An 11,705-nucleotide genomic window follows, 5' to 3' on the forward strand; every position below is an offset into this window, starting at 1 on the left:
GGTCGCCTTATAAGAATTAGCGCTTCAGGTCCACGATCGTGGTTTCCCGCTTGTTGTCCATCATGTCGATCACCCGGCAGTCGGAACACATCTTGATGCGGTCGATATTCCCGGCGAAAGCGCCGTGCATGGACAGCTTCGAGACCATGTTCTCGATCATCTGCAGCGTGCCGAACGGCTTCTGGCAACGGATGCAGTGATACGGCTGCGCTTCGTTCAGCACCACTGCCTGCTTCGCCGTGTCGGCCAGCAGCAGGCGCGGCGTCAGCGTGATCGCGTTTTCCGGGCAGGTTTTCTCGCAGAGTCCGCATTGCACGCAGTTGCGTTCGGTCAGCCGCAGCTGCGGCATGTTGGCGTTGTCGGTCAGCGCCGACTCGGGGCAGGCGCCGACGCAGGACATGCACAGCGTGCAGGCGCTCTTGTTGACGTTGATTGTGCCGTAGGGAGACGCTGCCGGCAGGGCGATTTCCACCGGTTTCTGCGGCGCGGATTTCAGCAGATGGTCGAGCGCGAAATCGAGGGTGCTGCGCTTGTCCGGCGCAAGGTTGAAGGTAGCGCGTTGCGCCGGGACCTGCGCCGGCTGCATGGCGTGCAGCGCGGCATCGAGCGCCTCCGGCGTCGCCGCCCGGACCAATTGCACATGGGTGCCGACATACCCCATTCCGGACAGGATGGCTTGCGCCACCCCGATCTGTGCCGCGATGGCGTCCAGGTACTGCGGCGCTTCCTCGCCGGTGGCGAGGATGGCGATGTTCGTTGCGCCGTAGGCGATCGCCGCCAGCCAGACATCGATGCCGGTCGAAGCGGTATGGTGCAGATCGACCGGAATCATGCGCGCCGGCAAGCCCTTGATCGTTCCGCCTGCCTTGGCCAGCCGGCCGGCCTGGCCGATCAGCGCCGTGCCACCGGCCTGGCTGTGCAGCAATAGCGCCGGTTGCGCGCCGCCGGCTTTGGCGTAGGTGGTCAGCAGGGTTTTCAGGCGCGTGCCGAGATCGGTTGCACGCGGATAGGTGTAGCTCAGCGCGCCCGAGGGACAGACAGTGGTGCAGGCGCCGCATCCAATGCACAGGTTCGGATTGACCTTGATATGGTTGCCGTTATGGCTGATGGCGGCGGCGGAGCACACCTCGATACAGGCGTTGCAGCCTATCTGCGTATTGCGGCTGTGCGCGCACAGCTTGTCCTTGTAACTGAAGAACTTCGGCTTGCTGAACTGGCCGACCATCTGTGTCAGTTGCAGTGCCGCTTCGGCTTGCTTCGTTTCGCTCGCGCCCGGCGCGAAATAACCCTGCGGCGGCTGGTGCAGGCTGATCAGCGGCCGGTCGGACAAGTCGAAAATCAGGTCGAAGTCGCCGTCGCGCCTGTCCGCCTCGCGGCCGAAGTCGATCGCCCCGATGGCGCCGCAGGCTTTCACGCAATCGCGGTGCGAGCGGCACTTGTCGAGGTCGATCTGGTAGTTGAAGTCGATTGCGTTTTCCGGGCAGACATCGATGCAGGCGTTGCAGCGGGTGCAGGTTTCCAGGTCGATCGGATTAATCTGTTCCCAACGCACCTTGAATGCGCCCAGCCAGCCGTCGATCTGGATGCGGTCGCCGGAAAATATCGGGAAAACCCGTTCCTGCCACACTGCATCTCCGGCCTGGCCGGAGGTGAGCAGCACGCTGACATCGAGCTGGCCATTCAGCCGCCGTGCCCATGGCATCACCCGCGCCGACGGGCCGATCAGCAGCACGCTGCCGGCCGAATCGTATTCCACCGTCGGCACCGGTTCCGGGTCGGGCAGCGCGCCCGCCGCCAGCAGCGCCGCCATCTTCGGCAGCGACTCCGTTGCCTGGGCACCCCAGCCGCCGGTTTCGCGGATATTGACGAAGCGAAGCGGCGCCACCGATTGCTTTTGCTGCGCCAGCTCGCCGAACAGCGCCTGCTCCTGGGTGCAGGCCACCACGAGGTCGTCGACGCCGTCGAGTGCCTGCAGGTAAGCGCCGACTTCGCGCCGGCATAGCTGGCTGGCAACCTCCAGCGTTCCGCTGCCAAGCGCAGCGCCAAGCTTTTCCCCGGCGCCGGCATCGAGCGGCATGGTGCGATTGCAATTACATACTTTGAATTGGGTTGTCATCGTCGGGCTTCGTAGGTGGTTCGGGCGGCGCATCTTCCGCCGGTTGAGCGGCGGTGTGTTCGGCAGAAGCCGCCGATATATCGGGCTCCGTCTGCGCGGGTTCGTCGACCGGCGCTTCCGGCGGCGCGACGTCTTCCAGCAGGCGCATCAGCGGCTGCTCGAACTGCGACAGCGGATCGAGCAGGCCCTTGGCATGGTTGAGCATTGCCAGCATTTCCGGCGGAATCGGTTCGAACTTGCTGTAATCGTCGATATAGATGTCGAGGCCATCCATGACATTGAAATGCGGGTCGGCAAACAATTTCTTCATCGCCGAACGCCGGATGTCTTCATCGACGCCCCTGGCGACGAAACGGGTGAAATCGGATTCCGGCGTCAGCGCGGCCACGTCTTCTATCGTCGGCGGCGGCAGGACTTCCTCGGGCTGCGCCGGTTCAGCCGGTACGGCTTGCTCCGTGTCCGATGCCGTGTCCGCCTTCCGCTTCGACCAGCGGGCAAAAAAGCTCTCAGCTTCCACCGCCGTCTCCTTCCGCCCGTGCCATCTGCTCAACCGCGGCACCGCCTTCAAACGACGGCTTCCGGCGCTTCTTCTTCGGCTCGGGTCGATAGTGGTCCTCCACGAAGGCATTCAATCGCTCCAGCACCCCGGCGGGCAACGGCAACGTATCGACCCGCTGCTCGCCGCCGTCCATCAGGCGTGCAGCCTCGTTGTACGACAACGTGACCTGCTTGGGTACAGCCACTTCGCCGCCGTCGATGTCCTCGAAACGCCACATGACGAACCAGCAGGGGGTGGGGGAGCTGGTATTCAGGAAATAGCCTTCCGCTTCGTCGCTGAACAGCTTGACATCGAATCCGGTAAACAGCCAACGGGTTTCGGCGGGATCGTCGCGAAGGCAGCGCGGCGGGCCTTCGGTAATGAGTTCGCCGCCCGTGACCTCGAGCGGCTTCCATTGGTGCGGCTGCCAACGGTTGTCGAGCGGCGTGCGCTGCATGACAACGGCAACCTTGAGTGCTTCTGTCTCCATGTTCTCGCTGGCGCTTTAGTGCGCTTTTTGTACTGCATGTGCGAGTGCGAAAAGCACCTGCTACATCAAAACCTGTCGCGGTAGAGTCCCCTCCCCCTTACAGGGGGAGGGCTAGGGTAGGGGTAGTGAGGTTGATTATCTGTATGCAGTAGCTCGACCTCACTACCCCTGTGCGGGCCACCCCATCCCAACCAAAAGGATTGCGCTTACGCGCAATCCTTTCCGCAGGCGAACGGCATGCCGTTCGAAACCCCTGCTACACCCCCCTGTGAGGGGGAAGGAGCCTGTTTGCTTACAACCTTCGACAGCGCTACGTATAGCCAACCACTAATCATTCTTGATCACAATACTCGGAAACTTGCTCGACATGTCCTTCGCCTTTTCCGCTACCTTGATCGCCACCTTGCGCGCGATCTCCTTGTAGATCGCCGCCACTTTCCCATCGGGATCGGCCACCACGGTCGGCCGGCCGGAGTCGGCCTGCTCGCGGATCGCCATCGTCAGGGGCAGCGCGCCGAGAAATTCGACGCCGTACTCGCTGCACATCTTCGCGCCGCCGCCTTCGCCGAAAATCGGTTCCGCGTGACCGCAGTTCGAGCACACGTGCACGCTCATGTTTTCCACGATGCCGAGGATCGGGATACCGACCTTCTCGAACATCTTCAGGCCCTTGCGCGCATCCAGCAGCGCAATGTCCTGCGGCGTGGTGACGATCACCGCGCCGGTGACGGGCACCTTTTGCGACAGGGTCAGCTGCACGTCGCCGGTGCCCGGCGGCATGTCGACGATCAGGTAATCGAGGTCGCGCCAGTTGGTCTGTTCCAGCAATTGCTGTAATGCCTGGGTGACGATCGGGCCGCGCCAAACCATCGGCTCGTCCGGGTCGATCATGAAACCGATCGACGACACCTGCAGGCCATAATTCTCCAGCGGCTCCATCGTCTTGCCGTCGAGGGTTTCGGGCCGGCCGGAGATTCCCATCATCATCGGCTGCGACGGCCCGTAGATATCGGCATCCAGGATGCCGACTTCGGCGCCTTCGGCGGCCAGCGCCAGCGCCAGGTTGACCGCGGTGGTCGATTTGCCGACGCCGCCCTTGCCGGAGGCGACGGCGATGATGTTCTTCACGTTCGGCATCAGCTTCACGCCGCGCTGGGCGGCATGGGCGACGATCTTCGAATACACATTGGCGCTCACATTGCCGGCGCCTTCGATGCCGCGGATGGCGGCGATGACGGCCTTGCGGATCTGGTCAATCTGGCTTTTCGCCGGATAACCAAGTTCGACGTCGAGCGTGACATCGCTGCCGTCGACCTTGATATTTCTGGCCGACTTCGTGGTATTCAGGTCCTTGCCGGTGTTGGGGTCGATGACCCGGGAAAGCGCCGCCTTGACGGCTTCAATCGAAATGCTCATTCCATCTCCTGAATAGTTGGAGATAAGTCTAAACTAAGTTATGCCGGTTCGGCTTGCCATTTCGACGGCGCTGTCGGCATCCGGCGAACCGCCAACGCGCACTTGTCGTTTTGTCATGCGCGGCGTGCCGCGAGTTCGACAGTTTTTTCGCCGGCGACTTACAATGCGTTCAAACAATCCTGCGCCGCCATGACTGAAAAAGTGATTCCGCTTGCGGACCTTCGGTATCTGAATCGGGTGCCGGCCGTCCCGTCGCAACTCGAAGCACCCACCGGTTTGCTGACCGATGCCCTGGCGCGCCCGTTGCGTGACCTGCGCATTTCGGTGACCGACCGCTGCAATTTCCGTTGTGTATATTGCATGCCGAAGGAAATCTTCGACAGCGCCTATGCCTTCTTGCCGCAAAGCTCGCTGCTGTCCTTCGAGGAAATCACCCGCATCGCCAACATTGCTGTTGCGCATGGCGTCGAAAAAATCCGTTTGACCGGCGGCGAGCCGCTGCTGCGCAAGCATCTCGAAAAACTCATCGCGTCGCTGAGCGCGCTCCGCACGCCCGACGGCCGCGAACTCGATCTCACACTTACCACCAACGGTTCGCTGCTGGCGAAGAAGGCGCAGGCGTTGAAGGATGCCGGACTCAAGCGGGTAACGGTATCGCTCGACGCGCTCGACGACAAGGTGTTCAGGCGCATGAACGACGTCGATTTTTCGGTGCAGGATGTGCTGCACGGCATCGACGTCGCGCACACCGTCGGGCTCGGCCCGATCAAGGTGAACATGGTGGTCAAGCGCGGCCTGAATGATCAGGAAATCGTGCCCATGGCCCGTCACTTCAAGGGCACGCCCTTCGTGCTGCGCTTCATCGAATTCATGGATGTCGGCAGCTCCAACGGCTGGCGCATGGATGACGTCATTCCATCCGCCGACGTGGTCGCGCGCATCCATGCCGCCATGCCGCTTGAAAAGATCCCCGCCAATTGCGAAGGGGAAACGGCGGAGCGCTGGCGCTATCGCGATGGCGGCGGCGAAGTCGGCATGATCTCCAGCGTCACCCAGGCGTTCTGCCATTCCTGCAACCGCGCCCGGCTGTCAACGGAGGGCAAGCTCTTCACCTGCCTGTTCGCCACCGGCGGCCACGATCTGCGCGCACTGCTGCGCGGCGGCCGCAGCGACGAGGAAATCTCCACCGTGCTGGCCCACCTGTGGCGCGACCGCGAAGACCGCTATTCCGAGCAGCGGACCAGCAATACCGCATCGCTGCAGGCGCCGCTGCGCAAGGTGGAAATGTCGTACATCGGCGGCTGAGCCGCCGCCACCCAATCCATTTCACCGATGAAACCAGACATTCACCAGATTACCGGCCTCATCCTCGCCGGCGGACGCGGTTCCCGCATGGGCAACGTCGACAAAGGCCTGCAGACATTCCGTGGCGCACCGATGGTCTTGCATGTGATCATGCGCCTGTCGCCGCAGACCGGCAGCCTGATGATCAACGCCAACCAGAACCTCGGACCGTACGAGGGCTTCGGCCTGCCGGTATGGCCCGATCAGTTGACCGGGTTCGAGGGCCCGCTGGCAGGCCTGCAGACCGGACTGACGCATTGCGATACCGAATACCTCGTCACCGCGCCCTGTGACTCGCCTTTCCTGCCCAAAGACCTGGTCGAGAGGCTGGCCGATGCGATCGACGGCCACGACCTCGCAGTGGCGGTCACCGAGGAGGCCGGCAGGCGCCAGCCGCATCCGGTGTTCTGCCTGATGAAGTCATCGCTGCTGTCGAATCTCTCCTTATACCTGCAGGGCGGCGGGCGCAAGATCGATACCTGGTACCGGTCGCTGGATTTTGTCGAAGTGCTGTTTGAAGACGAGTCCGCGTTCCGGAATATCAATACGCTGGAGGAATTGCGGCGGTTTGAATGAGGTTTGTTGGTGTAGATATAAAAAACTGATGCCTATTTAAGATTAGGCTGTTTTTGAATTTCACTACCCCACCCTACGCCGGGCGCCCCTAACCTTCCCCCTGAAAATGGGAGGGGACTGGCCCCTTCCCCCTTTCAGGGGGAAGGTTGGGATGGGGGTAGTGAGCATCAATACGTGACTCCCTTCATTTCATAAAAAAAGAAAATGCCCCATCCCACCCTCTCCGACGTCACCAGCTGCCTCTCCGACTACGACCCGAACGCGCTTCCCGTCGCGCAGGCGCAGGCCATCATCCGCGACTTTGTCACCCCGATCCGGTCGGTCGAAAAAGTCGCGCTACGCAGCGCCCTCGGCCGCGTACTCGCGCAGGACATCGTGTCCGCCATCGACGTCCCCGCACATGACAATTCCGCGATGGACGGCTACGCAATGCGCGGCGCCGATCTCGATGGGGCGCAGCCGACCACGCTGAACATCATTGCCACCGCCTATGCCGGCGCCGGGGTCGAGACCAAAGTCGCCGCCGGCGAGTGCGTGCGCATCATGACCGGCGCGCCCATGCCCGCCGGCTGCGATACCGTAGTGCCGCAGGAATTCACGCAAGCGGCAACCAGCACGAATGTGACGATTCCCCCCGGCGTGGTGAAGACCGGCGACAACCGCCGCCTGCGCGGCGAAGACCTTGCCGCCGGCAAGCCCGCGTTGTTGCAAGGCCGCATCCTGCGCCCGGCCGACATCGGTTTGATGGCGTCGCTCGGCATCGCCGAAGTGCCGGTGCAGAGGCGGCTGCGGGTGACGTTCTTCTCCACCGGCGACGAGTTGCGCTCCATCGGCGAACCGCTCGACCCCGGCTGCGTCTACGACAGCAACCGCTACACGCTGTACGGCATGCTGACCCGGCTCGGCGTCGACATCATCGACATGGGCGTGGTGCGCGACGATCCCGCCTTGCTGGAACAGGCATTCCGCTCCGCCTGCGAAAACGCCGACGCCATCATCACGTCCGGCGGCGTATCGGTCGGTGAAGCGGACTACACCAAGCAGATCATGGCGACCCTGGGCGACGTGACGTTCTGGAAGATCGGCATGCGCCCCGGCCGTCCGATGGCGTTCGGCAAGATCGCGTCAAACGGCCGCAGCGCCTATCTATTCGGCCTGCCGGGCAACCCGGTGGCGGTGATGGTGACCTTCTATTTCTTCGCGCGCGATGCCCTGCTGCGCATGATGGGCGCGGACAACACCCCGCTGCCGCTGCTGCAGGCGGTCTCTGAAGGCCCGATCCGCAAGAAGCCGGGCCGCACCGAATACCAGCGCGGCATCCTCAGCACCGATGCAAGCGGCAGGCGACAGGTACGCATCACCGGCTCCCAGGGCTCCGGCATCCTGCGTTCGATGTCGGAAGCGAACTGCATGGTGGTGCTGCAGCACGAGCAGGGTTCGGTGAAGGCGGGCGACCTCGTCGACGTGCTGATGTTCGAGGGGCTGGTGTGACGAAACGGTTCAAGCCAGCCGGAGCATCATGCGCGTCGGCAGCCGGGCGTTGACCAGCGGTTCATAGGCGAACTCGTCCTGCAGCAGCGTCACATCCGGATACCGCGCATACAGCGCCGCCAGCGTGTCGGCGGCAAGCCGGACCGACAGATGATGCGCCGCGCACATGTGCATGCCGGCACCGAAGCTCAAATGATCGCCGTTGTTGGCGCGGTCGGGATCGAACCGTTCCGGGTCGGCAAATCGCTCCGGGTCGCGGTTCGCCGCCGCCAGCACCAGCAGCACCGCATCGCCTTGCCCCATCCGCACGCCGCCGATCTCGGCATCTGCCGCCAGCACCCGCCGGGTATTGTGGATGGGCGGGTCGAATCGCAGGGTCTCCGTCACCAGCCGCCGGTATGCCGCCACGTCATCGCCGAATCCGCCGGGATGAAACCGGATCTGCTGCCGAAGTGCATTGCTCAGCATGCCTCGCCCCGCATCGTAGCTCTGGATCAGCAAGCCGATCAGATTCACCGCATGCAGGTCGCGGTCTTCCTTCATCGCCGCCGACAATCCGGGAAGGCCGGTCAGGTGACGCGCCACCGTCCGATACACCAATTCCGACACCGTGTTCACATCGGCGATCTGCTCCGCGGTCTTGTTCGGCGGCATGATCCTGGTCAGCGTCTCGACCTGCGGCAGAATGGCATCGATGTCCTGCTGCGGGAAGCCGAAGCTTTTCAGGATGAACAGGGCAGGAAGCTTCCTGCATACCACGTCAACCCAATCCAGCGCGTCGTGGGCATGGCCGTGCAGGAGTGAGTACAGCAACTCGGCCGCATCAACCGCACGCATGTTTTCAACCAGCTGCATCGCCGCCTGCCTGGAAGCGGCATGCACGGGCGGATTGGCGAGACGCGCCAGCTGCGTTGCCAGCAGCGCGGTAGGCGGGCTCATCGCCTCCAGCGCCACGGCGGGTTGCGGTGGAATCCGCGCCGCAGCGTGGTGCAGCAGCGCCTTGCAGGTTGCGTGGGAATACACCGCCCATATCCTGCTTCCTTCGTCGCGATGCACCGGATGCCGGGCCAGCTTGTGCGCATAGATGCTGAACGGATCAGGGATGGCCGATTGCAGGAAAAGCGTGTCAGTCATGTCGTTTTTCTTCAGGTTGAACCATGGCGGCGTGATGCCGGGGGAAATTGTTGCGGCGCCTGCGCGCGGTCGAACATGCCGTAGTCCCGCAAGACGACCGCGCAGTACGGCTGCAGGCCGGCATCCGGACTTGCGGATGCCTTTATCTGCCACTCCCTTGCGGCCGGGCAGTCGGCGAACTCCAGCAAGCCGATGCGCTTGTCCGCGTTCGTCAGGCTTTCGAAGCGCTTCCCCCGCGCATCGTCCGCCATATCGGCGTAGGCGCGGATGCCTACCAGCGGCATCTGTTCACCGTCCGCCACCGCAGGCAGGATGCGGAGCACCCGCAGCCGGTGATCATCGAAGACCGATGCGCGCCCTTGCGCCTGAGCCGCGCGATGCTCGCCTTGCATGCGCCAGCGCACCAGCGCCGCTTCATCGCGCCAGAACGACAGCGACAGGATCCAGCCTGGATCGGTCAGGCTTTTGAAGCGCTCGATCGACACGAAGCCGTCCATCGAATTGAGGATCGGGCGCAATGATGCGGCCGTATCGAGATAGCGCTGATAGCCGCTTGCCGACGGCAATACTTCGAATGCAACGGCGAACATGGTCCCCTCCGATGATGTTTTGGCCATGATACGATGGGCATCGATTGAACAGTTCACCGATGGATGAACCATGGAATCCGCCCTCAACATTGCATCGGTCGCCGCATTGCTCGGTGACCCCGCCCGTGCCGCCATGCTTTGGCTGTTAATCGACGGCCGCGCGAGGCCTGCGGGCGAGCTGGCCTTCGCCGCCAATGTCTCGGCGCAATCAGCCAGCGGCCATCTGTCGAAACTGGTCGAGGCGCACCTGCTGCAAGTCGAAACGCAGGGCCGCCATCGCTACTACCGGCTGGCCGATCACACCGTCGCGGTCGCGCTGGAATCGCTCGCAGCCATCAGCCCGCGGCCAGCCGCCCGCGCACTGCCGGCATCCAAAGGCACGCCGCCGGCGATGCGTTTCGCCCGCACCTGCTACGACCATCTCGCCGGCGAACTCGCGGTGGCCTTGCTGGACCGGTTTGAAAAGCAGGGCCTGCTGCGCTGTGAGGGCAAGCAATGGGAATTGTCGGCTGAAGGGGAGAGCGCTTTCCGCAGGTTCGGCATCGACATCGAATCGGCGCGGCGCGCGCAGCGCCGGTTCGCCTGCGGCTGTCTCGACTGGAGCGAGCGGCAATTTCATCTCGGCGGCGCGCTGGGTGCGGCCCTGCTGTCGCACATGCTGGAACGCCGCTGGCTGATGCGGGCGCATCAAACCCGCGTGGTGCAACTGACGCCCCAAGGCAGGCGTGGCCTGAAGGACGCCTTCGGCTGCGACGTATAACCCTTCCCGATATCAATCCGCAAACGCCCCTCCGCCTTTCCGGTCTTTCTATTGTTGTAGATAAAACAATAAATCGGTAGAATCCCGGTCTTGCAAAAAAGCCAACTAATTCCCGGTTGCGCATTTCCGGCAGTCTTTCATTCAAGCATTCCGACAGGTATTCCATGACGGCAACATCGCTGGCATTCAAGCAATCCAACCGGCTCCTGAAGCTGACCATGGCCCTGGGTTCCGGCATTGGTGATGATGTCGTCCTTCCCTACGAACTGGGCGGCACCGAGGGCATCTCGGAAGGCTTGCGCTATACCCTGGCCTGTCTGTCATCCGACGCCTTCCTCGAACTCAAGCAATTCCTTGGCCTGCCGGTGCAAGTGGCCATCCTTACCGACGACGGCACCGAGCGCGCCCTGTGTGGCATCGTCAGCGCCGCCGCGCAGGAAGGCGCCAACGGCGGCTTCGCCCGCTTCAGCCTCACCCTGGAAGATCCCTTCGCCCTGCTGGCCAGGCGCATCAACAGCCGCGTCTTCCAGGACCTGTCGGTGCGCGAATTCACCGCCATCGTTCTCAACGAACATCGCCGGCACAACAGCGTCCTGAGCGCCTGTTTCGATCTCGACGACCGTTGCACCGGCACTTATCCGAAGCAATCCTGGGTCACCCAGTACAACGAATCCGACACCGCCTTCCTCACCCGCTGGCTCGCCCACGAAGGCATCTCCTGGTATTTCGAACACGGCGACGCCGGCACGCCCGGCGAGCATCCGAAGCTCACGCTGGTGCTGTTCGACGATCCATCGCTGCTGCAGTCCGCGTCGGCGGCGAAAGTACGTTTTCACCGCGACGACGGAACGGAAAACGAGGACGCCGTCACCGAATGGCATGGCCAGCGCAGCGTGCAGCCGGGCGCGGTGCAGCGTTCCAGCTATGAATACAAGGCAGTGGCCGTCAACATCCAGCAGGACGAAAACCGCATTGACCAGGGCGACCATGGCAAACGCCTGGCAGGCACGCTGGAGGACTACCGCTTCGATACCCACCATGCGGCCAACGACAGTGGCGACTTTGCGCGCTACGGCAAGCTGCGGATGCAGGCCCATGAATACGCAGCCAAGCGGTTCTCCGGCGAAGGCACGCACCGCGAACTGGCGGTGGGCCGGCATTTCGAACTGGCCGACCATCCGGTGCACGATCAGGACGGCCCGGAGCAGCGGCAATTCGCCGTCATCCGGCACAGTCTGTACGCAAGAAAC

The 11,705-nt window shown here is 63.1% G+C and carries 11 protein-coding genes; 5 read left to right on the forward strand and 6 right to left on the reverse strand.

Annotated elements, in window-relative coordinates; all coding sequences use genetic code 11:
• Nucleotides 1–16: 16 nt before the first annotated feature.
• From VGU61_RS14490 to apbC, 4 genes are all read right to left on the reverse strand, one after another.
• Nucleotides 17–2,116 carry a 4Fe-4S binding protein gene (locus VGU61_RS14490; RefSeq protein ID WP_326859858.1) on the reverse strand — a complete coding sequence of 700 codons (2,100 nt, stop codon included), beginning with the start codon at nucleotides 2,114–2,116 and terminating at the stop codon, nucleotides 17–19.
• Nucleotides 2,091–2,633, reverse strand: coding sequence for a DUF3306 domain-containing protein (locus VGU61_RS14495; RefSeq protein ID WP_326859859.1), 543 nt, complete (start codon nucleotides 2,631–2,633; stop codon nucleotides 2,091–2,093). Before VGU61_RS14495 ends, VGU61_RS14490 begins: the two co-directional genes overlap by 26 nt.
• A complete protein-coding gene (locus tag VGU61_RS14500) occupies nucleotides 2,623–3,144 on the reverse strand; it encodes a DUF3305 domain-containing protein (RefSeq protein WP_326859861.1) in 522 nt (173 codons plus the stop codon). Before VGU61_RS14500 ends, VGU61_RS14495 begins: the two co-directional genes overlap by 11 nt.
• 327 nt (nucleotides 3,145–3,471) lie before the next feature.
• Complete coding sequence (gene apbC / locus VGU61_RS14505) at nucleotides 3,472–4,560, reverse strand: iron-sulfur cluster carrier protein ApbC (protein ID WP_326859862.1); 1,089 nt, start codon at nucleotides 4,558–4,560, stop codon at nucleotides 3,472–3,474.
• A gap of 189 nt (nucleotides 4,561–4,749) precedes the next feature.
• Here apbC and moaA point away from each other — a divergent pair, with 189 nt between their 5' ends.
• From moaA to glp, 3 genes are all read left to right on the forward strand, one after another.
• Nucleotides 4,750–5,865, forward strand: coding sequence for a GTP 3',8-cyclase MoaA (gene moaA / locus VGU61_RS14510; protein ID WP_326859863.1), 1,116 nt, complete (start codon nucleotides 4,750–4,752; stop codon nucleotides 5,863–5,865).
• Nucleotides 5,866–5,892: 27 nt separating this feature from the next.
• Nucleotides 5,893–6,480, forward strand: a complete 588-nt coding sequence (gene mobA / locus VGU61_RS14515; RefSeq protein WP_326859865.1) for a molybdenum cofactor guanylyltransferase MobA — start codon at nucleotides 5,893–5,895, stop codon at nucleotides 6,478–6,480.
• A 204-nt stretch (nucleotides 6,481–6,684) separates the two neighbouring features.
• Nucleotides 6,685–7,971, forward strand: coding sequence for a gephyrin-like molybdotransferase Glp (gene glp / locus VGU61_RS14520; RefSeq protein ID WP_326859866.1), 1,287 nt, complete (start codon nucleotides 6,685–6,687; stop codon nucleotides 7,969–7,971).
• Between the two features lie 9 nt (nucleotides 7,972–7,980).
• Here the strand turns inward: glp and VGU61_RS14525 are convergent, their stop codons facing one another.
• Together VGU61_RS14525 and VGU61_RS14530 are read right to left on the reverse strand one after the other, a co-directional pair.
• Nucleotides 7,981–9,105: a cytochrome P450 gene (locus VGU61_RS14525; protein WP_326859868.1), complete on the reverse strand. Its 1,125-nt coding sequence runs from the start codon at nucleotides 9,103–9,105 to the stop codon at nucleotides 7,981–7,983.
• An 11-nt stretch (nucleotides 9,106–9,116) separates the two neighbouring features.
• Nucleotides 9,117–9,695, reverse strand: coding sequence for an antibiotic biosynthesis monooxygenase (locus VGU61_RS14530; protein WP_326859869.1), 579 nt, complete (start codon nucleotides 9,693–9,695; stop codon nucleotides 9,117–9,119).
• Between the two features lie 70 nt (nucleotides 9,696–9,765).
• On the opposite strand from VGU61_RS14530, the gene VGU61_RS14535 reads away from it, so the two are divergent.
• Nucleotides 9,766–10,455, forward strand: a complete 690-nt coding sequence (locus tag VGU61_RS14535; RefSeq protein WP_326859870.1) for a helix-turn-helix transcriptional regulator — start codon at nucleotides 9,766–9,768, stop codon at nucleotides 10,453–10,455.
• A gap of 164 nt (nucleotides 10,456–10,619) precedes the next feature.
• Nucleotides 10,620–11,705: type VI secretion system Vgr family protein (locus VGU61_RS14540; RefSeq protein WP_326859871.1), on the forward strand; the 1,086-nt coding region annotated here is incomplete at its 3' end.

This window comes from Noviherbaspirillum sp., from assembly GCF_035944575.1.
Taxonomy (GTDB): domain Bacteria; phylum Pseudomonadota; class Gammaproteobacteria; order Burkholderiales; family Burkholderiaceae_D; genus Noviherbaspirillum.

Bases quoted from the DNA above. Each gene is read 5' to 3' on its own strand.
- VGU61_RS14490 (WP_326859858.1), bottom strand. From the start codon at position 2,116: ATGACAACCCAATTCAAAGTATGTAATTGCAATCGCACCATGCCGCTC.
- VGU61_RS14500 (WP_326859861.1), bottom strand. From the start codon at position 3,144: ATGGAGACAGAAGCACTCAAGGTTGCCGTTGTCATGCAGCGCACGCCG.
- apbC (WP_326859862.1), bottom strand. From the start codon at position 4,560: ATGAGCATTTCGATTGAAGCCGTCAAGGCGGCGCTTTCCCGGGTCATC.
- moaA (WP_326859863.1), top strand. From the start codon at position 4,750: ATGACTGAAAAAGTGATTCCGCTTGCGGACCTTCGGTATCTGAATCGG.
- mobA (WP_326859865.1), top strand. From the start codon at position 5,893: ATGAAACCAGACATTCACCAGATTACCGGCCTCATCCTCGCCGGCGGA.
- glp (WP_326859866.1), top strand. From the start codon at position 6,685: ATGCCCCATCCCACCCTCTCCGACGTCACCAGCTGCCTCTCCGACTAC.
- VGU61_RS14525 (WP_326859868.1), bottom strand. From the start codon at position 9,105: ATGACTGACACGCTTTTCCTGCAATCGGCCATCCCTGATCCGTTCAGC.
- VGU61_RS14530 (WP_326859869.1), bottom strand. From the start codon at position 9,695: ATGTTCGCCGTTGCATTCGAAGTATTGCCGTCGGCAAGCGGCTATCAG.
- VGU61_RS14535 (WP_326859870.1), top strand. From the start codon at position 9,766: ATGGAATCCGCCCTCAACATTGCATCGGTCGCCGCATTGCTCGGTGAC.